Source organism: Flavobacterium sp. GSP27, assembly GCF_003970395.1.
Taxonomy (GTDB): domain Bacteria; phylum Bacteroidota; class Bacteroidia; order Flavobacteriales; family Flavobacteriaceae; genus Flavobacterium.
Genome location: NZ_RYDP01000014.1, coordinates 1 through 25,592, shown reverse-complemented (window position 1 = coordinate 25,592; position 25,592 = coordinate 1). Strand labels below are relative to the sequence as shown.

General features: G+C 35.1%; 18 protein-coding genes. 6 read left to right on the top strand and 12 right to left on the bottom strand.

Features of this window, described 5'->3' with window-relative positions; all coding sequences use genetic code 11:
- Positions 1 to 128: 128 nt before the first annotated feature.
- From folE to lgt, 4 genes are all read left to right on the top strand, one after another.
- Positions 129 to 800, top strand: coding sequence for a GTP cyclohydrolase I FolE (folE, locus tag EKM05_RS11985; protein WP_126461026.1), 672 nt, complete (start codon positions 129 to 131; stop codon positions 798 to 800).
- Positions 801 to 942: 142 nt separating this feature from the next.
- Entirely contained in the window at positions 943 to 2,421 is a 1,479-nt protein-coding gene (cysS, locus tag EKM05_RS11980; protein WP_126555582.1) for a cysteine--tRNA ligase, read from the top strand.
- Between the two features lie 75 nt (positions 2,422 to 2,496).
- Entirely contained in the window at positions 2,497 to 2,754 is a 258-nt protein-coding gene (yidD, locus tag EKM05_RS11975) for a membrane protein insertion efficiency factor YidD (protein ID WP_126461032.1), read from the top strand.
- A gap of 54 nt (positions 2,755 to 2,808) precedes the next feature.
- Positions 2,809 to 3,762: a prolipoprotein diacylglyceryl transferase gene (gene lgt, locus EKM05_RS11970; RefSeq protein ID WP_126454092.1), complete on the top strand. Its 954-nt coding sequence runs from the start codon at positions 2,809 to 2,811 to the stop codon at positions 3,760 to 3,762.
- A 61-nt stretch (positions 3,763 to 3,823) separates the two neighbouring features.
- On the opposite strand, the gene EKM05_RS11965 is transcribed toward lgt, so the two are convergent.
- The 8 genes from EKM05_RS11965 to EKM05_RS11930 form a co-directional block, all read right to left on the bottom strand.
- Positions 3,824 to 4,432: an acyloxyacyl hydrolase gene (locus EKM05_RS11965; RefSeq protein WP_233590905.1), complete on the bottom strand. Its 609-nt coding sequence runs from the start codon at positions 4,430 to 4,432 to the stop codon at positions 3,824 to 3,826.
- A gap of 140 nt (positions 4,433 to 4,572) precedes the next feature.
- On the bottom strand, positions 4,573 to 7,545 hold the full coding sequence (gene secDF / locus EKM05_RS11960; RefSeq protein WP_126555576.1) for a protein translocase subunit SecDF: 2,973 nt from the start codon (positions 7,543 to 7,545) through the stop codon (positions 4,573 to 4,575).
- A gap of 226 nt (positions 7,546 to 7,771) precedes the next feature.
- Positions 7,772 to 8,707 carry a malate dehydrogenase gene (gene mdh, locus EKM05_RS11955; protein ID WP_126461042.1) on the bottom strand — a complete coding sequence of 312 codons (936 nt, stop codon included), beginning with the start codon at positions 8,705 to 8,707 and terminating at the stop codon, positions 7,772 to 7,774.
- A gap of 85 nt (positions 8,708 to 8,792) precedes the next feature.
- Complete coding sequence (gyrB, locus tag EKM05_RS11950) at positions 8,793 to 10,736, bottom strand: DNA topoisomerase (ATP-hydrolyzing) subunit B (RefSeq protein WP_126461045.1); 1,944 nt, start codon at positions 10,734 to 10,736, stop codon at positions 8,793 to 8,795.
- Positions 10,737 to 10,920: 184 nt separating this feature from the next.
- Positions 10,921 to 12,537 (bottom strand): asparagine synthase B, encoded by a 1,617-nt coding sequence (gene asnB, locus EKM05_RS11945; protein ID WP_126461048.1) that lies wholly within the window; start codon positions 12,535 to 12,537, stop codon positions 10,921 to 10,923.
- Positions 12,538 to 12,979: 442 nt separating this feature from the next.
- Complete coding sequence (locus EKM05_RS11940) at positions 12,980 to 14,605, bottom strand: amidohydrolase (protein WP_126555573.1); 1,626 nt, start codon at positions 14,603 to 14,605, stop codon at positions 12,980 to 12,982.
- Positions 14,606 to 14,777: 172 nt separating this feature from the next.
- Entirely contained in the window at positions 14,778 to 16,454 is a 1,677-nt protein-coding gene (gene asnB, locus EKM05_RS11935) for an asparagine synthase B (protein ID WP_126555570.1), read from the bottom strand.
- Between the two features lie 269 nt (positions 16,455 to 16,723).
- Positions 16,724 to 16,960: a helix-turn-helix domain-containing protein gene (locus EKM05_RS11930; RefSeq protein WP_126555567.1), complete on the bottom strand. Its 237-nt coding sequence runs from the start codon at positions 16,958 to 16,960 to the stop codon at positions 16,724 to 16,726.
- A 181-nt stretch (positions 16,961 to 17,141) separates the two neighbouring features.
- Between EKM05_RS11930 and EKM05_RS11925 the strand changes: the two genes are divergently transcribed.
- Both EKM05_RS11925 and EKM05_RS11920 read left to right on the top strand, forming a co-directional pair.
- Entirely contained in the window at positions 17,142 to 17,558 is a 417-nt protein-coding gene (locus tag EKM05_RS11925; RefSeq protein ID WP_126555564.1) for a hypothetical protein, read from the top strand.
- Between the two features lie 199 nt (positions 17,559 to 17,757).
- A complete protein-coding gene (locus EKM05_RS11920; RefSeq protein ID WP_126555561.1) occupies positions 17,758 to 18,369 on the top strand; it encodes a hypothetical protein in 612 nt (203 codons plus the stop codon).
- A 501-nt stretch (positions 18,370 to 18,870) separates the two neighbouring features.
- On the opposite strand, the gene EKM05_RS11915 is transcribed toward EKM05_RS11920, so the two are convergent.
- The 4 genes from EKM05_RS11915 to EKM05_RS11900 all read right to left on the bottom strand — a co-directional run bounded on the left by EKM05_RS11915 (position 18,871) and on the right by EKM05_RS11900 (position 25,272).
- The gene (locus EKM05_RS11915; protein ID WP_126555559.1) at positions 18,871 to 19,320 is read right to left on the bottom strand and encodes a hypothetical protein; all 450 of its coding nucleotides are present in this window, start codon (positions 19,318 to 19,320) and stop codon (positions 18,871 to 18,873) included.
- A gap of 123 nt (positions 19,321 to 19,443) precedes the next feature.
- Entirely contained in the window at positions 19,444 to 21,249 is a 1,806-nt protein-coding gene (locus tag EKM05_RS11910) for a TonB-dependent receptor (protein WP_158615151.1), read from the bottom strand.
- 70 nt (positions 21,250 to 21,319) lie between these two features.
- Entirely contained in the window at positions 21,320 to 22,183 is an 864-nt protein-coding gene (locus EKM05_RS11905; protein WP_126555556.1) for a PhzF family phenazine biosynthesis protein, read from the bottom strand.
- 74 nt (positions 22,184 to 22,257) lie between these two features.
- Positions 22,258 to 25,272: a tetratricopeptide repeat protein gene (locus tag EKM05_RS11900; RefSeq protein WP_126555553.1), complete on the bottom strand. Its 3,015-nt coding sequence runs from the start codon at positions 25,270 to 25,272 to the stop codon at positions 22,258 to 22,260.
- Between the last annotated feature and the right edge of the window lie 320 nt (positions 25,273 to 25,592).

Sequence of the window (25,592 nt, the reverse complement as noted above, 5' to 3'; positions counted from 1 at the left end):
AAAGAGAGTATAACGGGCGGCTGAACCGATAAAGTAGTCTTAAATAGTAGGAGCGATAGAAATTTTTTAATTTTTATTATTTACCTTTACCCCTTAAATATTTACACCAACAATAATAGTTGCTTTTAATGATAAAAAACGAAGAATTTCAAGACGAAATAGGAGAAAACCATATTAGTTTATCCGCAAAAAATCCAGTACGAGATGATGCTTTTGTCATTTCTGATGAGGAAAAAATTGAAAAAATAAAAAAGGACGTGGAGAGCATTCTAATCACACTTGGAATGGACTTGACCGATGATAGTTTAAAAGGCACGCCCAATCGTGTTGCCAAAATGTTTGTAAAGGAAATTTTTGGCGGTTTAAATCCTGCTAAAAAACCAAAAGCATCTACATTTGACAATAATTACAAGTACGGTGAAATGTTAGTTGAAAAAAATATCATCGTATATTCTACCTGTGAACATCATTTATTACCAATTATAGGAAGAGCGCATGTGGCTTATATTTCAAACGGCAGAGTTATTGGTTTGTCTAAAATGAACCGTATCGTAGAATATTATGCTAAAAGACCTCAGGTTCAGGAGCGCTTAACCATGCAAATTGTTCAGGAATTACAAATCGCATTAGGTACAGAAGATGTAGCCTGTGTAATCGATGCCAAGCACCTTTGTGTAAATTCAAGAGGAATCAGTGATATTGAAAGTAGTACCGTAACCTCTGAATTTGGCGGAAAATTTAAAGATAGTGTCACTCGCAGAGAGTTTTTAGATTATATTAAATTAGAAACTAAGTTCTAGTCCTCTCCCCGACCCTCTGCAAAGGAGAGGGAGCCCAGCTTGGTAAGATCAGAACAAGATTACAACAATTATTAATAACGCATTCACGTCTCAACTCCCTTCCCTTTGGGGGGGGCTGGGGTGGGGAAAACAATAATCTACAATGCCATTATACAATAGCCAAAATCTAAAAATATACAATTCTCTTTCAGGAGAAAAAGAAATTTTCAAACCTATTCATGAAGGAAATGTAGGAATGTATGTTTGTGGACCTACAGTTTACAGCAATGTACATCTTGGAAATGTGCGTACCTTTATGTCTTTTGACGTGATTTTTAGGTATTTTTTGCATTTAGAATACAAAGTACGCTACGTTAGAAACATTACGGATGTGGGGCATATTGTGGACGATGTGGATGAAGGTGAGGATAAAATTGCCAAAAAAGCACGTCTGGAACAACTCGAACCAATGGAAGTAGTGCAACGCTATACGGTTGATTTTCATGAAATTCTGAATGCTTTTAACTTTTTGTCACCAAGTATCGAACCTACTGCAACGGGACATATTATTGAGCAAATTGAAATTATCAAAACCATAATTGAAAAAGGAATTGGTTATGAAGCCAATGGCTCTGTTTATTTTGATGTGGTAAAATTTAATGAAACCAATCATTACGGCAGATTAAGTGGCCGAAACATTGAGGATATGCTAGCCAATACCCGGGATCTTGACGGGCAAAGTGACAAGAGAAATCCACAGGATTTTGCGCTTTGGAAAAAAGCGGAAACTCAACATATTATGCGTTGGCCTTCGCCGTGGAGTGATGGATTTCCTGGATGGCATTTAGAATGTACTGCAATGAGCACTAAATACTTAGGCAATCATTTTGACATTCACGGTGGCGGAATGGATTTAAAGTTCCCGCATCATGAGTGTGAAATTGCACAAAACGAAGCCTGTACCGGTCAAACTCCGGTTAATTATTGGCTCCACGCCAATATGTTGACTTTGAACGGAAAAAAAATGGCAAAATCTACGGGAAATAATATTTTGCCAAGAGAAATATTGACTGGAGAAAACACCGTTTTAAGTAAAGCTTTTTCAGCATCAGTAGCACGATTTTTTATGCTCCAGGCGCATTACAGAAGTATTCTTGATTTTTCTGATGATGCCATTGTTGCTGCCGAAAAAGGATACAAACGATTGATGGAAGCGATGAATTCGTTGAAAGAAATCACTGTTCACACAAAAAGCACCGTTGACATTCCGGCTTGGAAGCAAACCTGTTATGATGCAATGAATGACGATTTTAACACGCCAATTTTGATTGCGCAGTTGTTTGAAGGTGTACGTTTTATCAATTTATTAAAGGATGAAAAAGAGACCTTGAATGCGGAAGATTTAAACCATTTTGCAAAAACAATGCATGCATTTGCGTTTGACGTATTAGGATTAGAAGACGAAAAAGTCTCGGACAGCAATAACGAGAAGTTAGAAGGAACGGTCAATATGCTTATTGAAATGAGAAAACAAGCTCGCGACAATAAGAATTTTGCACTTTCTGATCAAATAAGGGATCAATTGATTGTATTAGGAATTCAGTTAAAAGATGGTAAAGAAGGAACTTCGTTTAGTATCTAGTCCGCTAAATACCGAAATCGATTACAACTGAAAAATAATTTTGAATAACAACAGAGAAGTTTTAATTTTAAAATCATGTTATCAAAAATCATCATTTACCCATTTTTACTATTGGTTCGTTTCTATCAAGTGGCCATTTCACCCTTTACACCTGCGGCTTGTAGATTTGAACCCACGTGCTCCTCGTATATGATTGAAGCTTTACAAACCCACGGTTTGTTTTATGGCGGGTTTTTAGGTATAAAACGTGTTTTTAGTTGCCATCCTTGGGGAAAAACCGGCTATGATCCGGTTCCCAAAAAATCATGTACGCATAAAGATTCTCTTTTTTAATACGAATTTTACATTTAATCTCTATTTTTACGTCAAACATATAAAATACAATACATGACACACGCTTTAAACATCGTTTGGAATCCATCAGAAGGAATTGATTTAGGCTTTTTTATCATTCGTTATTACAGTTTAATGTTTGTAATTGCTTTTGGATTAGGCTGGTATATTATGAAAAATATCTTTGATCGTGAAGGGGAATCAATAGAAAAATTAGATTCGTTATTTATCTGGACTGTATTAGCGACCTTACTTGGTGCACGTTTGGGTCACGTTTTCTTTTACGATTGGGAGTATTATCGCAATCATTTATTGGAAATTTTTATGCCAATACGAGAAAATCCAAACGAAACGATTTTATACATTATAAAAGGATGGGAATTCACAGGTTTTCAAGGTTTAGCAAGTCATGGTGCTGCCATATCAATAATTATTGCTATGTATTTTTACAGTAAAAATATATTGAAAAAACCCCAGTTATGGATTTTGGACCGGGTGGTTATTCCTGTTGCAAGCGGTGCTATTTTCGTCAGATTGGGTAACTTTTTTAATTCGGAGATTATTGGTCATAAAACGACTTCTGACTTTGGAATAAAATTCTTGAAAGACCATTTTAGTGCTATGGACGCGGTCAATGCGACTCAAATACCCAATCCTCAAGCTGCGTACTCAGCCATTGCGAACGACCCTAAATTTGTCTCTTTACTGGAACAAGTTCCGGTAAGACATCCTACTCAATTGTACGAGGCATTCTGTTATATTTTTGTTTTTGCAGTCTTATTTTTCCTGTATTGGAAAACCGAAAAAAGAAGGTATACCGGATTTATATTTGGTATGTTCCTGGTTCTTTTATTTACAGTCCGTTTTATAGTAGAATCTGTTAAGGAAAGTCAAGGCGGTTTTGAAAGTGCTTTAGGTTTATTTTCAACCGGACAATGGCTTAGTATCCCCTTTATTCTTATAGGACTGTATTTTATTCTTACGTCAGAAAAAGAAATAACAAACTAAATAACAATACGTTACAACAAAAAAAAAAGCGTTAGCTGCATCTTAGTAGCTAACGCTTTCTTTATAACGAAAAGGAGAACCCAAAGTCAATGTTTTTAGTCGTATATCCCGCATTGGTTTTCTGTAATCCCCCATTAGACACATGACGAATATTTGGTCTTACATCTAAAGTCACACCCTTAAACCTAAAAGTAAATCCTACCGCTAAAACATCTGAAAAGGCAAAACCTTTGGATAGTCGTTCCGTTTCTGTATCTGTAATCATTGGACCTATGCTCCCTAAAACATAAATACTCGCCGATTTAAAGACTGGTTTTCGCACTAAAAAGCCAAGATTAAGAACGTATTCTTTTACATCTTTTAGCTTTGTATAGCGCTCCCGTTTTGCAATATAATCCGGATAATCAGGCTCCACAAAATAAATATTTAGGAGTTGATGGCTTGCAAAATTAATTTCTGGCTGAAGCACTAGTGCGTATTTAAAATTCTTCGTTTGTTTTACAACATAATAAAATTGCACCTTATAAGACTGATTTGTAAAGGTATAATTTCTGTTTTTAAATTCATTTCCTATTCCATACGAAAAACCCAAATCAACTTTACTTGCCTTTTCTTGGGCATAAAATGGAATTGTACAAAGGACTAAAACTAAAATAACTAATACTTTCATCCGCATAACTACTAGTATTTTCGTTTATCTGATTATACAGTTTTCAAAAAAGGAATTAAAATTATGTTTGGAGTTACAAATAAAAAAAGAGATTCAACTTTCGCTAAATCTCTTTTTTTAATTGGTATAAAAAGCTGTTTCTAGTTTTCTAGATGCGCCTTTTCGACTCTGTCTTTATCTTCTTTTGAGATGGTGTCTACAAGTACTGGTGTTGCAATAAACAATGAAGAGTATGTCCCTACAATGATACCAACTAACATAGCAAATATAAATCCTCTGATAGATTCCCCTCCAAAAATAAACATGATCAACAACACCACAATCATCGTCAAAGAGGTATTGATAGTTCTTGACATCGTTGTATTAATAGATTGATTTACGATTTCAGAGAAAGAACCTTTAGTTTTTCCGGCTAAATATTCACGAACCCTGTCAAATACAATAACTGTATCATTCATAGAATACCCAATAACGGTTAGAATCGCAGCGATAAAATGCTGATCGATTTCCATACCAAAAGGCATAAATTTATAGCACAATGAATAAATTCCTAGCACAAAAATAACATCGTGGGCAACAGCAGCAATCGCTCCTAAACTGTATTGCCATTTTCTATAACTGATCATCAAATATAAAAACACAATTGCCATTGCTCCAAGAACCGCCCAATAAGCATTGGTTTTAATATCTTCAGCAACTGTTGGCCCTACTTTAGACGCTTGTAAAATACCGAGTTTTTTACCATCATAAGCATTAACAAATTTATCATACGTCATATCAGCTGAAAAATGTTGTTTTAAAGTAGTAAACAATAATTTATTTACTTCTTCGTCTGCTTTGATTCCTGGCTCTTCCACTTTGTATTTAGTGGTAATTTTCAATTGATTATCACTACCAAAAACTTTTACTTCGGCACTACCATCAAAAACTTCCGCTAGCTCTGCTTTTACTGTTTCAGTTTCAATTGCTTTTTCAAAACGCACCTGAAAAGTTCGCCCTCCTACAAAGTCGACTCCTTCATCAAGACCATTAATAGCTAATGACGTAAAACTGATGATAACAATAATACTAGAAAATAAATACGTCCATTTTTTAACTCCTAAGAAATTAAAATTAAAATTGACAAACATATTTTTAGAGAAATTAGTAACAAACGTCAAATTGTTCTTTTTACTAATGTTCCAGTCAATAAAGATTCGTGCAATAAAAATTGAAGTAAACAATGAGGTTATAATACCGATTAATAACGTAGTAGCAAACCCCTTAATTGGCCCTGAACCAAAAATGAACAATACGGCTCCGGTCAAAATATGCGTAACATTGGCATCCGTAATCGAGGACATTGCTCCTCTCCAGCTGTAGGAAGTTTTAACGGCTTCTTCTAGTGTTTTACCCGCACGCAACTCTTCTTTTGCTCTTTCGTAGATAATGATATTCGCATCAACAGCTGTTCCCATTGTCAATACGATACCTGCAATACCTGGCAATGTAAGAACTGCACCAATACTTGCTAAAATTCCGAATAAGAAAAGTAAGTTAACCGCTAATGCAATATTAGCATACCAACCTGCTCTGCCGTAATAAATCATCATCCAGAGTGACACTAAAAGCAATCCTAACAAAGCAGAATTAGTCCCGTTATCAATTGCTTCCTGACCTAAGGATGGCCCTACCACTTCTGACTGAACAATATCTGCGGCAGCCGGTAATTTACCTGCTCTCAATACATTTGCTAAATCTTTAGTTTCTGTAACATCAAAAGCTCCTGAAATTTCAGATCTACCACCAGAAATTGGTCCGCTAGAAACTCCTGGCGCAGAGTAAACTACATCATCAAGAACAATAGCGATATTGCTTTTTTGAGTGTATGCTCTACCTGTTAATTCTTCCCATGCTTTTGCACCTTGTCCGTTCATTTGCATTGAAACTGCTGGTTTACCTGATTGGTCAAAGGTATCACTTGCATCTGTAACCACACCACCAGCCATTGCCGGTACATTGTCTCGGTTTCCTTTTAAAGCATATAATTCTACTGCTTCAACAGCTTTTGCTTTATCGTCTTTAATAGTCAAAGGTTTTCCCCAAACAAATTTCACATACCGTTGGTCTGCAGCCAATAAAACTCTAATATCCGCTCTTTTTAAATATCCGTTTACAACAGCCGTATCTTTTGGAGAGAAAAGTCCCAAAACTGGACCTCCACCTTGCCCAATGATTTTATCAAATAAAGGATTATTTCCTTTTTTTGCATCAGCTGAATCTTTACCATCCGAAAGCAAAGCGCTCAAAGAATCTTTCACAACAGGTTTAACTTCGGCAATATTGATTTCAGTTTTCTTCAATGACTCGTTAGCTGCCATCAAAAAATTACCAATTTCTTCTATTTTATATGTTTCCCAAAACTCTAGTTGAGCGGTACTTTGTAATAATCTTTTAATTCTGTCTACATCTTTAGCCCCAGGAAGTTCTACAAGAATTCTTCCCGTCTCCCCTAATTTTTGAATGTTAGGTTGGGTAACACCAAATTTGTCTATACGCTCTCTCAATACACCAAAAGCACTTTCTACAGACTCATCTACTTTTCTTTTGATTACTTTTTCGACCTCAGCATCGGTCATTTGAAAATCGACTCCACCTTCACCTTGCAAACTTCTGTTTGCAAAAATATCAGGAGAAGCTAATTTTACGGTCCCTTTTGAATTCGCTTCAAAAGCATTAAAAAATGCATCTAAATAGGTTTGATTTCCTTTTAGATTTGCTGTTGCATCAGCCAAAGATTTATTAAAAACCGGATTTTTTGAGTTATTCGATAAACCTTTCAATATGTCTTTAACAGATATTTGAAGTATTACATTAATACCTCCTTCTAAGTCAAGACCTTTGTTGATTTGCTTATCACTTACTTCATTATAAGTAAAATTAGTAAACCCAAGGCTAAATACTTTTTCTTTACCAATAGAATCTAAATATTTAGCTTCTTTATCAGGGTTTCCACCCGCAAAAGATTTCGCATCATTTTTAATTTTGCTCGCGACAAAAGTGAACGAAAGTTGGTAAATACTTACCAATGCAAATAGAATTGCGAAAAATTTAATAAGTCCTTTATTCTGCATTATTACTAAAAATTAATTATTTTATATTTATTTATTTTTGCTTTAAACCTTATGAAAGAACACTTTACATTCGTTTTTTATATTATAAAAGAATATATCGAGCTACTTCATTTTTTTTAAACCGAGCAAATATATAATTAACGGTAAGATTAACCAATTTATTTATAGATTAATCTCAAGAAAAAGACTGCAAAGATGCAGTCTTCTCTTTTTTATATGTAAATTTTTATACCAAAATCGATTTTAAAGCGTCATTCATTTGTCTGACAGCGTCTGCACTTTTAGCAAATAAGGCTTTTTCAGCATCATTTAGTTTAATGTCAAGAATTTCTTCTACTCCATTTTTACCAATAATACACGGAACACCAATACAGATATCATCCTGACCATATTCTCCTTCAACGAAAACAGAACATGCAATCATTTTCTTTTGATCATTTAAAATACTATCCACCAAGAAAGCAACGGAAGCTCCTGGAGCATACCATGCCGATGTTCCAAGCAGTCCTGTAAGTGTAGCTCCACCAACCATTGTATCGGCAGCTACTTTTTGCAATTCCTCTTCCGATAGAAATTGTGAAACCGGAATTCCGTTATAAGATGCTAATCGTGTCAAAGGAATCATAGTAGTATCTCCGTGTCCCCCAATAACCATTGCTGAAATATCATTGGCCGGTTTGTCTAAAGCCAAAGACAAATACGTTCTAAAACGAGAACTGTCTAACGCTCCACCCATCCCAATAATTCTGTTTTTTGGTAATCCCGTAGATTTCAATGCCAAATATGTCATGGTATCCATAGGATTAGAAACGACCACTATAATAGTATCCGGTGAATGCTTCAATACATTTTCAGCAACCGTTTTCACGATTCCTGCATTAATTCCTATTAATTCTTCCCGAGTCATTCCTGGTTTTCTTGGAATTCCAGATGTAATTACCACTACATCACTTCCTGCTGTTTTAGCATAATCATTGGTAACACCTGATACTTTGGTATTAAAACCAGTATTGGTAGCACATTGCATGATATCTAACGCTTTTCCTTCAGCAAAACCTTCTCTTATATCCAATAGTACTACTTCGCTGGCAATTCCTCTATAAGAAATCACGTCCGCACATGTTGCTCCTACATTTCCTGCTCCTACAATGGTAACTTTCATATTTTAAAGTTTATTCGGTTATTTGTTAATTTGGTTACTTTTTTTGCGTTATTCTATTAGAATAAAAACGGATGATTACGTTACGTTACGCATCAATATTTGCGTAAACTGCATTTTTCTCAATAAATTCTCTTCGTGGTGGTACTTCATCACCCATTAACATTGAGAAAACTCTATCGGCTTCCGCCAAACTGTCAATAGTTACCTGACGCAATGTTCTAAAACTTGGATCCATTGTAGTTTCCCATAATTGCTCTGCGTTCATCTCTCCAAGACCTTTATAACGTTGAATTCCTGCACTTCCGCCCATTCTTTCATTTGCCTGATCACGTTGCAAATCATTCCATGCATATTCTTTTTTGTTTCCTTTTTTAACCAAATACAAAGGCGGTGCGGCAATATATACGTGCCCTTGTTCGATTAATTCTTTCATAAATCTAAAGAAGAACGTCAAGATTAAAGTAGAAATATGACTACCATCGACATCGGCATCACACATAATGATTACTTTGTGGTAGCGTAATTTTTCGATATTCAATGCTTTGCTGTCTTCGGCAGTTCCTATTGTAACGCCTAGCGCAGTAAATATATTTCGAATCTCTTCGTTTTCAAAAACCTTGTGATGCATTGCTTTTTCTACGTTCAAAATCTTACCACGCAAAGGTAAAATAGCTTGAAACGCACGATCACGACCTTGTTTTGCGGTTCCTCCCGCCGAATCTCCCTCGACAAGGTATACTTCACATTTTGCTGGATCCTGTTCTGAACAATCTGATAATTTTCCTGGCAATCCACCGCCACCCATTACGGTTTTGCGTTGTACCATTTCACGTGCTTTTTTGGCTGCGTGACGTGCTTGTGCTGCAAGAATAACTTTTTGAACAATGATACGGGCATCATTTGGATTTTCTTCCAAATAGTTTTCAATCATCTCACTTACCGCTTGACTTACAGGAGAAACAACTTCTCTGTTCCCAAGTTTCGTTTTCGTTTGTCCTTCAAATTGTGGCTCCTGCACTTTTACCGAAATAATAGCGGTCAATCCTTCCCGGAAATCGTCTCCTGAAATATCAAATTTCAATTTGTCTAACATTCCGGAAGCATCTGCGTATTTCTTTAACGATCTTGTAAGACCGGTTCTAAAACCTTGCAAATGCGTTCCTCCCTCATGCGTATTGATATTATTCACATACGAGAAAATATTTTCCGTATAGCTGGTATTGTAAATTAACGCCACCTCTACCGGAATTTCTCCTTTTTCATGATCCATAGAAATTACGTGCGCAATAATTGGCTCACGGTTCCCATCTAAGTAACGGATGTATTCTTTTAAACCTTCGTCAGAATGAAATACTTCTGAAACAAAATTTCCGTCTTTATCAAATTCTCTTTTATCCGTAAATGTAATCGTGATTCCTTTATTCAAATAAGATAATTCACGCATACGAGCCGATAAAGTATCATACGAATACTCAATAGTTTGGGTAAATATGCTTGGATCCGGATAAAAAGTAACAATTGTCCCTCTCTTAGTCGTTTCTCCAATTTGCTTAACCGGGTATAATGCTTTCCCTTTTTCGTATTCTTGTTCGTATATTTTACCATCACTACTGTGAACTGTAGCTCTCAAATGGTTTGACAATGCATTTACCACCGAAACCCCTACACCGTGAAGACCACCAGAAACTTTATACGAATCTTTGTCAAATTTTCCTCCGGCACCAATCTTGGTCATTACAACCTCTAATGCTGAAACCCCTTCTTTTTTATGAATTCCTACCGGAATACCACGCCCATTATCTTCAACAGAAACGGATCCATCTTCATTAATATCAACTATTATGGTATCACAATGGCCTCCCATTGCCTCATCAATAGAGTTATCCACAACCTCATACACTAAATGATGTAGACCTCGAACTCCCACATCTCCAATATACATCGAAGGACGCATCCTTACGTGTTCCATTCCTTCTAATGCCTGAATACTATCTGCTGAATAACTGTCCTTCTTGATTTCTTCGCTCATATATATTTTATTCTAAAAAAAATGTACTTTTTGTCTAACACGCAAATATATAAAAACGCAAATTATATAACCGTTAAATTCCCTTTTAAAGCCCTTAAGTTATTAACATTTGTTCATATAATTACAAAAAAACGCTCTCAAAATTGAGAGCGTTCTTCATTTATAAAAAATTTAAATTATTGTTTCAAACTACAACTCCTATTTTGGCAATTTCAGTATCTGCCTGAACGTGTGCCGCATTCGCTCTTCCGCTTGGATCAAGGTTTTCCTGCCATTTTGGAATCCACTTCCTAACCGTTTGTGCCGCACTTACTTGCGGATAATATTTATTAAATACCGACCTGTAAAAATACGCTTCTTTAGTTGTAGGAGAATTATACGGAAATTCAGCTACAGCTCCAGCTAATTGCTCATCCGTAACTTGCGTAGCACAATAATCAATTAATTCATCAATCCAATTGTATCCTACTCCATCCGAAAATTGTTCTTTTTGTCTCCACAAAACCTCTTCAGGCAGATACGGATTGTCTGGCGTATCAAATGCTTTTCTTAAAATGTATTTTTCTTTTCCATCGTACGTTTTAGGCATCTTTTCTTCTGCTTTGATGCGAATTGACACATCCAAAAACGCTTTGTCTAAAAACGGAACTCTGGTTTCTAATCCGTGCGCCATCGTTGATTTGTCCGCTCTTAACAAATCGGCGGTAAACAATTTCTGTACTCTTTCAATAGTTTCCTTTTGGAAATCCTCCGCCGAAGGTGCATTTCTAAAATACAAATATCCCCCAAAAATCTCATCGGCTCCTTCGCCTGAGAGCACCACTTTTACACCTAAATCCGTAATCGCTTTCGACAAGAAATACATTGGTGTACTTGCTCTAACCGAAGTCACGTCATACGTTTCTAAATGCCAGATTAATTTATCTAAGATTTTTATTCCTTCTGCAACAGTAAAATGAATTTCATGATGTTCAGTCCCTAAAAATTCCGCTACTTTTCTGGCAGCCGCAGCATCTGGCGCATCCGCATTTAATCCAATAGAAAATGATTGTAATTTTTTGCCGCTTTCCGCCAATAACCTAGAAGCAATTGCTGATGTTAATGAAGAATCCAATCCTCCTGAAAGCAACACTCCAATGGGTACATCGCTCATTAAACGCTTACGAGTTGCTTCAGTCAACGTTTCCCTGATTAAATCCAAATCTAATTCTTGGTCGGCTTTTAAATAATCTTCATATTCCGGTTTGTAATATTTCACAAAACCTGTTTTTTGAGTATAATAATGTCCCGGAGGAAAAGTAGAAAATGTTTTACACTGATCCGCAATAGGTTTCATTTCGGAGGAAAAATAGATTCTTCCTCTTTCGTCCAAACCATAATACAACGGTTTCACTCCCATTGGATCTCTGCCGGCAATAAAATCATCGCCATCTACTACCACAAAAGCCCAGTCGCCATCCAGCATATTGCAAAAATCGTATCCAAACTCTTCGTACAAATGCACAATAACCTCTGAATCTGATTTGGTTCTAAAAGCATGCCTTTTCAACACACCATCTCTCAATTCCTGATGATTGTATATTTCGCCATTATGAACCATATAGGCCGTTTTTGTGCCTTGTATCGGTTGTTTTCCAGAATGTAAATCAATTATAGACAATCGTTCATGACTTAAAATATGCCCTTTTTCAGTAACATGTAAATCACTTTCATCCGGACCACGATGCGTCATTCTTTTTGAAAGTGCTCCAAACAATTGTTCCTCTTTTCCTCTTCCGATAATGGCTAATATTCCGCACATAACTCTATATTTTTATTTTTTCCCAATTCTAAGTCGACAAATATGCAATAGCAGTTACAAATACAAAACACAATTATGATATTTAGTTACTATTTAAAACAAAAAGATGCATTTTGTCTTAAAAATGTAATTCAAATACCAATAAATTAAAATATTCTATTACAGCTGTAAATTATCGCTACATTTTAAAATAAACAGCATTAATTTTAAACATATAAGTCATGTAAGTTTAAAAAAGTCAGTTTCTCAAATCGTTATTAAAAGGAAAATAAGTTAAAAAAGTTCTTTGCAAGGCTATGTGACTTTACTTAAATGAACTTTTAGTTTTATTTAATTTTATTCAAATTAAAAACTTATATGACTCCTATGTTTTAACAATGTATTCTACAAAATGCTATTGTTTGCAGAATTAATCGTAAATTATAAAAGGCTGACAATTCAATTACTTCACTTTCTGACCTTTTAAATAGGTATTCGTTGGTTTCATTTTTACTATCATATTCTCTTTCACCATAATTAAATCCGTGTCAAACATCACAAAATCAGCCCATTTTCCTACTTCCAGACTTCCTTTTTCTTTTTCTTCAAAATTAGAATAGGCGGCCCAAATAGTCATTCCTCTTAAAGTTTCAACTCTAGTCAACGCATTTTCCATTTGGAAACCACCTTTTGGATATTCCTTACTGTCTTTTCTGGCTACAGCAGCATGAAAAGTAAGCATCGGATTCACTTCCTCTACTGGGAAATCAGTTCCAAGAGCTACCATTCCAGCTTTTTGAAGTAATTTTTTATAAGCATAGGCATTTTTCAATCTTGCTTTTCCCAATCTGTCTTCAGCCCAATACATATCAGATGTGGCATGCGTGGGTTGAACCGAAGGAATAATTCCAAATTTGAAATAGTCAAAATCCGCTTCACGCAAAACTTGAGCGTGCTCAATTTTCCATCTTCGGTCTTTTGTGCCTGTCAAAACTTCTCTGTAAATTTTCAAAATCACCGTATTTGCTGAATCGCCAATGGCATGTGTATTCAACTGAAAATTTGAAGCTGCAATTTGTCTAGCTACATCGCTTAATCCAGAAATTGGTGCCAACAAAGCGCCATATTCGCCTGGCTTGTCGGAATACGGTTTGTGCATGCACGCTCCACGCGAACCCAAAGCACCATCACCATACATTTTAAAGGAACGCACATTTAGATTATCTGTTTTATAAATTCCTTTTTTTAAGTATAAATCAATGTTTTTTTGATTTGCAGTAATCATTGCATATACATTAAGCTTCATCACTTTTGCCTTTTGCAAACTATCCATCAAGTGAATAATATCCGGATCCAATCCTGCATCATTTACGGTCGTCAATCCGTAATCAAACATCACTTTTTCGGCATCAAGCAAAGCGGCTATTTGTGTTTTACGAGTTGGTTTTGGAATTATTTTGAACACTAATTCCATTGGATTGTCTACTAAAATTCCCGTTGGCTCCCCGTTTGCAATTTCGATCTGACCACCATCAGCTTTCGTATCCTTTGTAATTCCTGCTAACTTTAACGCTTTACTATTCACAATAATGGCATGACCGTCGATTCGATTTAAAACTACAGGAATATCAGGAAACGCAACATCTAAATCTGCTTTTGTTGGATACTTTTTGACTTTCCAATCGTTTTGATCCCAACCATTACCCACAATAAAGGTTGGATTTTTATCTTTTTGAAAAGCCTTTAAACGGGAAATTATTTCGTTCATGCTTTTGGTACCGCGCAAATCCGATTCCTGCAAGCTCAATCCATAGCTATAAAAATGGCAATGTGCATCAATCAGGCCTGGATAAATGAATTTGCCTTCCGCATCTATCGTATTCTTGGATTCATATTGTTTTGAAATCTCACCATTAGTCCCAATAGCGATAATTTTACCTTCATCGATTGCCATAGCCGAAGCTTTCTCAAAGGAGTTATTGACCGTGTAAATAGTGGCACCGGTAATAATGGTATCAACGGAAATCTTATTTTTTTGATCACACGAAATCAATAAAAATAAAACAAAGAATAAAGTAATATCTCTCATAATAAACATTTTAGTTTTGCTAATATAAAGAACTCCTCCTAATTATTTTAGACAATGTGTAATTATAATGTTTCTTCAAATTCTAAACTACTCTCGAAATATATTTCTCATAAAAAAACGCTCTCAAAATGGAGAGCGTTTTATCTATTTATAAAATCTTAATTAATTGTATTTATGCTTTTGCATACGCATCATCATGCACACTTGCCACCGCTCTTCCGGACGGATCATTCATGTTTTTGAACGCTTCATCCCATTCCAATGCAATTTTTGTACTACACGCCACACTTGCTTCTTGCGGCACACACAAAGCGGCGGCATCACTTGGAAAATGCTCATGAAAAATAGAACGGTAATAATATTCCTCTTTTGAAGTAGGAGTTTGCAACGGAAATTTATATTTAGCATTTGCTAATTGTTCATCCGAAATTTCAACAGCTACAACTTCTTTTAATGTATCAATCCACCCATAACCTACACCATCACTAAATTGTTCTTTTTGTCTCCAAGCTACACTTGGCGGCAACATCTCTTCAAAAGCTTTACGAACCACCCACTTTTCCATAGGATGTTCTGCATTGATCATTTTATCTTGTGGATTAACGCGCATCGCCACATCCATAAATTCTTTATCTAAAAATGGCACACGTCCTTCAATTCCCCATGCTGCTAAACTTTTGTTCGCTCGTAAACAATCGTACATGTGCAATTTACCTAATTTACGTACGTTTTCTTCGTGAAATTCTCTCGCGTTTGGCGCTTTGTGGAAATACAAATATCCTCCAAAAAGTTCATCTGCTCCTTCACCTGATAACACCATTTTGATACCCATAGATTTAATAACTCTTGCCATCAACCACATTGGTGTCGACGCCCTTATTGTAGTCACATCATACGTTTCTAAGTTGTAAATTACATCTTTAATTGCATCTAACCCTTCTTGAATAGTGAATTTAATTTCGTGGTGAATGGTTCCAATATGATCCGCAACTATTTGCGCTGCAGCTAAATCTGGAGAACCATCTAATCCTACCGAGAAAGAGTGCAATTGCGGATACCAAGCATCAGCAACATCTCCGGATTCAATACGTTTTTGCGCATATTTTTTGGCGACAGCCGAAGTAATAGAAGAATCTAATCCTCCTGAAAGCAATACTCCATAAGGTACATCGCTCATCAATTGTCTGTGAACCGCTGCTTCTAAAGCCACTTTAATTTCGTCAATGCTGGTTACGTTGTCTTTTACAGCATCATAATCTGTCCATTCTCTTTTGTACCATTGTACAAATTCGCCATCTTTACTTGACATATAATGTCCTGGAGGAAACAATTGAATTTTAGTACAATAGCCTTCTAATGCTTTCAATTCAGAAGCCACATAAAAAGTTCCGTGTTCATCCCAACCTATGTATAATGGAATAATTCCCATGTGATCCCGAGCAACAAAATACTCGTCTTTTTCGACATCATAAATAGCAAATCCAAAAATCCCATTCATTTCATCTATAAAATGAGGCCCTTTTTCTTTGTAGAGTGCTAGAATTACTTCGCAGTCACTTTCGGTTTGAAAGTTATATTTACCCTCAAATTGTTTACGTAATTCTCTGTGGTTGTAAATTTCACCATTTGCTGCTAAAACAAGTTGTTTGTCTTCACTGAACAACGGTTGTTTCCCTGAAGCAGGATCAACGATTGCCAGTCGTTCGTGAGACAAAATGGCTTTTTCATTACTAAAAATTCCACTCCAGTCCGGTCCACGATGACGGATAATTTTAGACATTTCTAATACTTGCGGTCTTAAAACTTCCGCTTTTTGTTTTAAATCAAAGACACATACTATTCCGCACATAATTTTTTTGTTTAAAGTTTAAGGTTTGCTTCGCCTGTTCGAGTAAAACTCTCGAGTCAAGTTATGAAAGAAACCTGCTTTGTTCATTTTGATAGGGCAAAGATGGAGTTATAGTTCTAATTGAAAAACGCAAATACTATTTTTAGTTATAATTTATAACTAAAAAATAGAATTTACGTTTAAACCGTAATGGAAAGGTGCTAAAAATAGAATTGAAGTTGCGGATTGTAAAATGGGACGCGGATGAGACGGATGTAAATAACGGATTTTTATTTAATTTCCTGAATAATAAACAATTCTTGCATCTGAATATTTAAAGCTTTACATATTTTAAAAAGAGTAGTTATTGAAGTACTTATCTCTCCTCTTTCTATTCTACCAACTTGGTTTTTAGGAATATTTGCATCATAAGACAAGGTCACTTGAGAAAATCCTTTAAGAATTCTAGCGTCTCTGATTTTATTTCCAACAGATTTTATTAGTTCTATCTCGTCTACTTCTTTCACACAGTAAAAATGCTACCATCTAAAAAATTATCAGGACACATATTTGTGTTTTAAATGTATTTTTTAATTACATTTGGTTGAATAAGTAAAAAAAAACGCTCAAATGAGGAAAACCGTAAGGAATCAAATTTTTAACTTTTTAAGTTTACTACATGTTTAAAGCACCAATTAAAAAAACGACATGAGAAACCTATTGCTAATTGCGACAATTACTATCTCATTACATAGCGTAATGAGTTTTGGCCAAAAAACGGAATACAACAAAAACGTTATATTCGGAACAGAAAAAGTAATAGATCAATGGTTTTATTATCAAGGATCGGAAGTATTAACATATGCCCAAACACCTGTTGGCTATGCTAAATCTTTTAGGGAAATAGAGGGAATATTATCGTTCTATGGAATTAGGTTTGATGAGGATATATTAAACAAAACAGTATTTGATTCTAATATAAAAATGATTAATGATTATGAACAAGTGAATAGAAGTATAATACAAGAAAAAACAGAGATTAACATATTATGGAAACGAAGCAATGGTAAGCGAATTTATTGGTTATGCGATAAGAAGTCTAATTCGGTTATTATTGAAAGATGATAAAAGAGGAAGATATCCATTTTCATAAAGAAGAATACATACGTTCAAAATTGTATTATAAAATTTTCCACAAATTAATTAATCCAAAACAATTATGAATTTTTTAAAAAATATTTTCGTAATAGGATCTATGTGTCTTTTTATGAATATTTCCTATTCGCAAGAAAAAAAAGTTGTCCTTCATTTTAAATCAATTCATATGGAATGGGAAGGTAAAACTAAAGATGCTCCTATTTGGGTTAATCGAAGCTCTTCTGTGACACTTGAGGGCGGTAATGTTACATTCGAAATGGATGGGATTCCTTCTTTATATAGGAGAACTGATACACCGAGCAAAAGACTTAAAACGCCTGAGGGAGTTACTTATGTTCAGAGTGAGTATCTAAATGAAATAAATAAAAAATGCTTTATTGAAATGCTTTTAACCGATAGAATGCAAGTCCGAATAATTGAGGATGATGGTAGTATTTTTCAAATGAATAAAGATTTAGTTGATACTTCTAATGACAAAGTAACTACTTTAGAAAATTCGGCAAATAACATAGAATCTGATTGTACTAAAGTACAAAATGAATTTATTGCTTGTGCCTCGTACAATCAGGAGCTTTTACAAGAAATCAATACATTAAAAAATCAGCAATTAATTTCCCAATCTGAAAAAATGACTATATTATCTTCAAAAGCAGCTGAAAACGTTGAGAAAGCTTTAGATTATCTTAAAAAAAGTCATCTTAAAATTCAAGATTTACAAGATAAATTAATAGAAAAAGATGCAATTATTTTAAAGTTGTCACGCAAAATTAATAAATAAAAACTTTTTGTTTTAGCTAAATCACACAAGCTTTAAATCTGATTTTCAACTAGATAAAAAATATTTACAGTTATATCAATTTGAATTTTCATTACTTATGCAATATAAACTTACAAATACAAAAAAAATTAAAAATGGGTAGAATAATTGGTAAAATTTTATTTGATATAATTTCATTGTTGTGGGCTCCAACAAGAGAGAAATTCTATGTGTTATTGTTCACTATATCAGTCGGAGGATTATTAGGTCTTTATTTCTACTGGATAACACATTAAAATTAATAAATAAACATTATGGGTATAATAATCTCAATAATTGTATTTGGAATAATTTTTTACTTGCTTAAAAATACCAAAAATATTTTCGGTAAAATACTCACTTTTATAATAATCGTGATTGCATTAGCTGTTTTTATGGCAATGGTTAAAGGCTAAAAACACATCCTCAAAAGGACAGAACGCTGATGACACGAATGCATGTAACACTGATTACAACGGATTTTTATTTAATATCCTCAACCAAATACTTCGTACCATTTATCTCAAAAGCAAACCCTTCTTGATTTCCCATCAGTTTATTTCCCAAAGGTGATTGCGGAGATAATGCGATAATATTGATTCCTTCGACATTGATTTTAGGAAGTGCCACACTCAGGTACAAATAGATTCCGTTCGCTTTTACCAAGCTCCCCACAATAATGGTTTCGGCAACTGTGCCAGCATCAATTTTATCCAAAACTGTTTTTTGGTCCAGTACTTCTCTCAATTTACGATTGAGTTTTTCCTGCTCAATGTGCATCATAGACAAAGCGGTTTCATGTTTATCTCCGGCTGAACCTTTAGCATCGTTTTTAGAATCTTCGGTAAGTGCCACAATCATGTCTTTGAAAACATCGATTCGATCCTGAACTAATTGCAGGTAATGGGTATGTATTTTTTGTTTGAAAGTCATAAGTAGATTTACATGCCTGACAGGGTTTTGAACCCTGTCGGGCATTCAAAGTTTTTAAATAAAAAAAGCGAAGATTGTTTTACTTTTCGGCTCCTTCTCCTTCGGCGAGGGCTGGGATAGGGATTAAAAATCAAATTTATAGTTCACGCCTAAAATCACCTGAAATCCCTGCACTGGATAATTTTGCCATTTTTGGTAGGCATTATTAGTGATATTATTGGCTCTGGCAAAAGCAGTCAATCGGTCGCTATATTTGTAACCAACATTTGCATTGACATCAAAATAAGACTTCAAAGTTACAGGAGCAGCGTTAGTCACCACATTGGTATTAACCTGAAAATCTTTTCGCTCGCCCACATAGAACACATTTGTACCAGCAAACCAGTTCTCTGTTATGTTAACATCCAAGCTTGAATTTAATTTTATAGCTGGCAAATTCCACGCTTCTTGTTGAAAATCATTTGTAAAACTGCTAAAGCTTCCGTTGATTCCAAAAGTCACGTTCTTAGAAAAATCAGCTTTTACTTCTCCATAAAAATTCAACGTTCTCATATCGTCATACACCACTTGAAAAGAATTCCCAAAAGCATAGTCCTGATTGGTTGCATTTTCATTGTAATCATTGCTTTTAAACAACGCCTTATTGCGCTCATTAATATAGGAACCTCTTATATTATAACTCATATTATTAGTCAATTTCCCTTTTAATCCTGCAAAAACATCATACTGCTGATCCGTAGGTGCAATAGCTAGTGTTGGTGACAAAAAAGGATTTTCATCTACAAAGTCCTGGTACGAGTTTTGTTTTAAATTTCCTTCGGCTCCCGCATAAAAAATCATCAAATCACCAACAACATTATAGGAAGCGTTAAATTTTGGATACACAAAAAATTTATTATTGCTGTTTTGATTGTCCAGACTATAAAAAATAGCGGCACCAATATTCAGTGTCCAATCCTCCTCCTGCATCACAAAACTAGGTGCAATTCCCAGATTTGTAAAACCGTATTTGATTGGTTCTGTATTGGTATTTAAATAATTATTATTGAAACTTCCACCAACATAATCTACGATTAAGTCCGTTTTTACAGCACTATCCATCACATCAAATTCTACAGTTGGCTTGGCGTAAAACCTATTTTCTGAAGAATCAAAAATATCAGAAAAATGATTAAATTTCAGACTCATTTTATTAAAAAAACTTTCGTTAAAGGCTACATTCCCTCCTAACGTCAGCGTACTGTAGGATTGCTGCGGCCTGATTCCACTGATCAAGATTGCTCTGTCCTGAGGCGCCAGCGTAGTGCCAAAATCAGCCGGTAATCCATACCAATTGTACGTTTGGTTTTGATATCCTAAATCCAGATTCCATGAAACTTCTTTTCGATTTGATCCATACATCAAATCAATCGAAGTATCATAAAAACGATCGTCCAGAATCACATTTTCAATACCCCCTTGGGAGGAGTGATGCCGAAACATGCCACCAATATAATCCGTAGCATTAAGGTCATGATTCACATATAATTCCCCTACAAAGGTTCCGTAATTCCCTACACCAAATGTGGCGTAGTTTTGAAACAAAACGGCTTCTTTTTCTTTCTCTACGCCTGCTGCTTTTCCTTTAGACGGCGTGAAAGTTGATGCTACCGGGAAAGAGAAAATAGTATACTTTACGGTTTCCTTTTTTGTGTTATCTTCTTCGTCCAGCAACGGTGTTTCCTTCACTTTGAAAGCATCTAATATGGTTGGTGTGTAGGGCTTGACTACATTTACGGTCTCGGTACCTATTTGCTCTTTCTTTTGTGCAAATGAAACTTGAGAAACGAAAAGAAATAAAATCCCCAACCCAACGCTCCCCAAAGGGAACGGATCCGAAAACGTTACGCTATTATTTATAAACGATATTACTTTGTTTTTAAATGTCATGTTTTATTTTTTTACTGCTAACTTCCTACTTACTGCTACTTTTTTTACTACTGCATTTTTAACCGGTACGTTACACTTCCCATTCTCCTTTTGCGAGGTATTGTGTTTTTCCTCCAATTTTAATATCAAACTGATTTTCAGCTAATTTTCCATCGAAATAAATCTGAGAGGCTCTGTTTATAAAATCGCCCTGATGATTAATCATTTGAATTTCCGGCGAGTGATATTTTAAAAGAAAAGCCTGTAAACACGTGCTCGCACTTCCCGTAGCCGCGTCTTCTATAAGCTGATTCGCTTCAATACAAAACATCCTGCTACTCAGCTTTTTTTCTACCAAACAATAAAAATACAACGCTCTATGACTGGTTTTGCAGTGTGCATGCAGCCATTCTTTCATTTTATCCTTATCAAGAATCAAATGCTCTAGTGCCTTTTTACTTTTAATAGGAACAATCACAAAAGCGCTTCCTGTAGTCACTTCCTGAATGGGAAATTTATCCTCAAAATCAGCTCTGCTTAAATTGCTGAAGGATAAAAAATCTTCCGTTAAAAAAGTATTCAAAAACTCCGGTTGAGCCGCCTGTAGCCAAACCAAATCTCCCGATTGATGTACCGGAATTTCACCAATTGGAACCGACAGCGAAATCTTTTCAGGTTTATTCTCAAATATTTTATGCATCAAAACCCATGATGTTCCTATGATTGGATGGCCTGCAAACTGCATTTCGTGGTCTGGTGTGAAAATCCTAATTGCAGCAGTTTTATTCTCCGGTTGAAGCTTAGTAATAAAGGTGCTTTCGGCAAAGTTGATTTCGCGGGCAATTGTCTGCAGCTGCTGGTCGCTCAAGGAATCAGCACCTAAAAAAACCGCGAGTTGATTGCCTGTATATTTATTCTCTGCAAAAACATCAACGATGTAAAAAGGTAGATTCATTCCGTATGTTTTTTTTGTTTTCAGTTATTTTTTCGCGTTGATTTTGGTTGTTTTTCTAACTTCCACTCGCAGCTTTATTTAGTTATCGATGCATTTGTTTTGGACTCTTCCGCTTTAATTCTGTCTAATTCAGTTTGTGCCTCTGAAACTACATCCTGAAAATCAGTAAAATTCTGAATGACGTTTTCTAAAATGTAAGTCGCCTGATAGCTGTCTTTGAGTCCGTAAAAATTTTTCGCCATTAAGACTAATCCTTTGGCTCCAAAATACTTATAGCTCGCATAATTTTCGGCTAATTTTTGAACGGCAACATTAGAAGCTTCAAAATTTTCTTCTTTATTTTTAAAATAAGCATCATAGTACAGGGCTTCGGCCGCTAATTCCCCCTTAGCAATTGTCATTACTTTGGCATAAGCCGCTCGTGCTATGGCTTCATCACCAGTTTGCATTGCTGCCCGTGCAATGATAATTTGCGCATCACTTTTGACATTATCATCAGTCTTTGGATTCATTAAGACTTTCTCCGCGTACACTACTGAATTTGGATAGTCCTTATTTTCATAAAAACATTTCATCAGATTGGATTGTGCAAATGTTTTATTCTGAGAAACATCTGCTTCGTTTTCTAGACGGGACAATACCGGAATTGCTTTGTCATATTCCTTATTTTTCAGAAAAAACTGTGCCAAACGCACTAAAGATGGCTCCGTAAATTCACTTCTGGATTGGGCTATTACAAATTCATAATTAGGAATTGATTTGCTTTCAGATCCTTCAGAAAAATACAATTGCGCCAGGTAATAATTAGCCTTCAAGGCATGTATTCCTGGGGAAAACTGACTTAAATACCCACTAAAACCTGTAATTGCCTGTTTGGTATTGTTTTGTTGAAATTGTTTTTCGGCAGCTTCAAATGTATCATTATCCAGCTCTGCATCCGTGACAGCCACAAAATCTAGGGTACGTACCCAAGTTGCATATTCATCTACTCTGCCCATATCTACGTAAATTAATCGGGCTGCAGCTACTGCTTCTAATGCCTCCGGAGACCGAGGAAATTCAGCCGCTACTTTCTTAAACTTCACTACTGCCTGATCATTCCTGTCTGAATTAAAATAAATTAATCCCTGGCGCAAAATAGATTTTGAGGCAAAAGAACTCTTTTTGAATTCTGTATTCAGTTGCTCATACGCTTTTAAAGCCAAATCATTTTTATTTTCGGCAACATAAGTATTCCCTAGTTCAAATAAAGCATCATCTCGGTAACCCGATTTTGGATACAATTGTAAAAAAGCATTCAATTCTTCTATTTTTTTATCGTTTTTATCCATAAATCCATAGGAAATTGCTTTTTGAAAATACGCATAATCCGCATCGACACTTTTAGAGGCTATCACTTTAGAGTACGCATCCATTGCGGGACCGTATTTTGAGGTTACAAAACGACAATCTGCCAAACGCAAATACGAATCATTCAAACGCACTTTATCCTCTGGTGCTTTTTCAATCTGATTTTCGAAATAATTTCCTGCCTGATCGTACTCTTTCAATTTGAAATAAGCATACGCAATCGTGTAATTGTGATTTTTATATTCAGGAGTTTTTGAGGCTTGTGCAAAGCCTGCAAATTGTTTGAAACTCAACAACGCATTTTTAAAATCATTCAAAACATATTCTGTTTCTGCTTTCCAGAAAGCCGCTCTGGCAGTAAAATACGGATCTTTCTGTTCGTTCATAGACTGCGTAAACATAGTCAAGGCTTCCGGATAATCACCGTCTGTATACAATTCTAACCCATTGAAAAAAGTAACTTTCTGGTACGCTAATTTGTTTTCAGGGGATCTGTTTTTTTCCAATATTACTAAGGCCTCTTTATAGTTTTTAGAAGAAATATAAGAATCAATCAAGAGTCTTTCTATTTCTGAACGGTTGGCATTATTGGGGTATTTCTTCAAAAAAGCATGCAAAATTGCAGGCACACTTTGATAGGAATTTCCAAGTTCATAGCTTAATTTAGCGTAATTCAAACCCGCATCTTCCTGTATTGCTTCGTCAAATGACATTTCCGACGCATTTTTGAAAGCATTTAAAGCTTGCTGTTTCTTGTTTGTATTGAGGTAACTTTCCCCCAAATGATAATAGGCGTTTTGTGCAACAAAATCTTTCCCACCTATGATTTTATTGAACTGAGAAATGGCATTTTCGTAGTCTTTTTGTTTGTAATACGCATATCCTAATTGGTAAAAATCCGTATTATTCCATCTTCCTTTTTTACCTTGATAAGCAACTAAATAGAGAATTGCGGTATCGTATTTTTTTAAATTAAAATAGCTTTCGCCAATGATTTTATTAAGTTCCGATTTTTCTAAAGGATTTGATTTGGCCATTGCTTTTTCCCCTAAATCAATTGCGTTTTGGAAATTTCCTAATTTAAAATTCATATCCGCCTGATAATAAGACAGTTTTTCCTTGTATTTTTCTTCTCCGGAAACGGCGTCAAAATATTTTGTCGCTTGCTTATAATCATCTCCTTCATAGGCCATAAATCCCAAGTAATATTTAGCTTGCGAACCATATTCAGGAGCATTCACCACTTTATTAAAATAAACAGTTGCCTCTTTTTTCTTTTTGGCATTAAAAAAACTATACCCTTTTTGAAAATTAAACTGGTCTTGCTCCTTTCTGCTCAGATTCCTTTCATCCACTTTGTCAAACCATTGCAGGGCTTGGGGATAATTTCCCAAACTAAAATGATACTGTGCCACCTCGATATACGCTTGATTTTGTTTGACACTCGTAGGATAATCCGAAACAAAGCGTTCCATCATCTGATCTGCATTGGCTTGATTAGTACGAATGGCGCAATTTGCCACATAATAGGCACAATCTGATTTTAATTCATCGGTGCCGGCGGATTCTTTTACTTTATTAAAAATAATTTGTGCCGATGCATATTGTTCTTCGTTAAACAACGAAACCGCTTTGTTGAAATCCTTTAAATCGTGGGTATAAATAGTTGATTTTTGTGCCGAAATACTGATAGTGCTACTAATGAAGAAACTACAGAAAAGCCAAGAAATTTTACGCATTGTGGTTTTATTTTAATAATTCAAATGTATTGCATTCTGATCTTTATAACGAATTGCGATTGGTTTTTATTATGAATATTTTTTTTTAACCGTTTATAATTTAACCTTCTTAAAACAGACTGACCAATTATTATACCTTTTAATAACCTGATCACCGGATCCGTTAACACAATAGTAACGGACAACGAGTTTTGGCTTAACACCTTAAAAATATCTTTACTTTAATAAATTTAAACATAAACATTTTAGTACATGACAAAAAAGATATTTCATTGAAAACCAATTAAATAAGCAACAATAAAATAGGATAAAAGACTGAT

What these genes read in the sequence shown, in the direction of transcription:
- folE (WP_126461026.1), top strand. Translation starts at nt 129, where the DNA reads ATGATAAAAAACGAAGAATTTCAAGACGAAATAGGAGAAAACCATATT.
- cysS (WP_126555582.1), top strand. Translation starts at nt 943, where the DNA reads ATGCCATTATACAATAGCCAAAATCTAAAAATATACAATTCTCTTTCA.
- yidD (WP_126461032.1), top strand. Translation starts at nt 2,497, where the DNA reads ATGTTATCAAAAATCATCATTTACCCATTTTTACTATTGGTTCGTTTC.
- lgt (WP_126454092.1), top strand. Translation starts at nt 2,809, where the DNA reads ATGACACACGCTTTAAACATCGTTTGGAATCCATCAGAAGGAATTGAT.
- EKM05_RS11965 (WP_233590905.1), bottom strand. Translation starts at nt 4,432, where the DNA reads ATGAAAGTATTAGTTATTTTAGTTTTAGTCCTTTGTACAATTCCATTT.
- secDF (WP_126555576.1), bottom strand. Translation starts at nt 7,545, where the DNA reads ATGCAGAATAAAGGACTTATTAAATTTTTCGCAATTCTATTTGCATTG.
- mdh (WP_126461042.1), bottom strand. Translation starts at nt 8,707, where the DNA reads ATGAAAGTTACCATTGTAGGAGCAGGAAATGTAGGAGCAACATGTGCG.
- gyrB (WP_126461045.1), bottom strand. Translation starts at nt 10,736, where the DNA reads ATGAGCGAAGAAATCAAGAAGGACAGTTATTCAGCAGATAGTATTCAG.
- asnB (WP_126461048.1), bottom strand. Translation starts at nt 12,537, where the DNA reads ATGTGCGGAATATTAGCCATTATCGGAAGAGGAAAAGAGGAACAATTG.
- EKM05_RS11940 (WP_126555573.1), bottom strand. Translation starts at nt 14,605, where the DNA reads ATGAGAGATATTACTTTATTCTTTGTTTTATTTTTATTGATTTCGTGT.
- asnB (WP_126555570.1), bottom strand. Translation starts at nt 16,454, where the DNA reads ATGTGCGGAATAGTATGTGTCTTTGATTTAAAACAAAAAGCGGAAGTT.
- EKM05_RS11925 (WP_126555564.1), top strand. Translation starts at nt 17,142, where the DNA reads ATGAGAAACCTATTGCTAATTGCGACAATTACTATCTCATTACATAGC.
- EKM05_RS11920 (WP_126555561.1), top strand. Translation starts at nt 17,758, where the DNA reads ATGGAATGGGAAGGTAAAACTAAAGATGCTCCTATTTGGGTTAATCGA.
- EKM05_RS11915 (WP_126555559.1), bottom strand. Translation starts at nt 19,320, where the DNA reads ATGACTTTCAAACAAAAAATACATACCCATTACCTGCAATTAGTTCAG.
- EKM05_RS11910 (WP_158615151.1), bottom strand. Translation starts at nt 21,249, where the DNA reads ATGACATTTAAAAACAAAGTAATATCGTTTATAAATAATAGCGTAACG.
- EKM05_RS11905 (WP_126555556.1), bottom strand. Translation starts at nt 22,183, where the DNA reads ATGAATCTACCTTTTTACATCGTTGATGTTTTTGCAGAGAATAAATAT.
- EKM05_RS11900 (WP_126555553.1), bottom strand. Translation starts at nt 25,272, where the DNA reads ATGCGTAAAATTTCTTGGCTTTTCTGTAGTTTCTTCATTAGTAGCACT.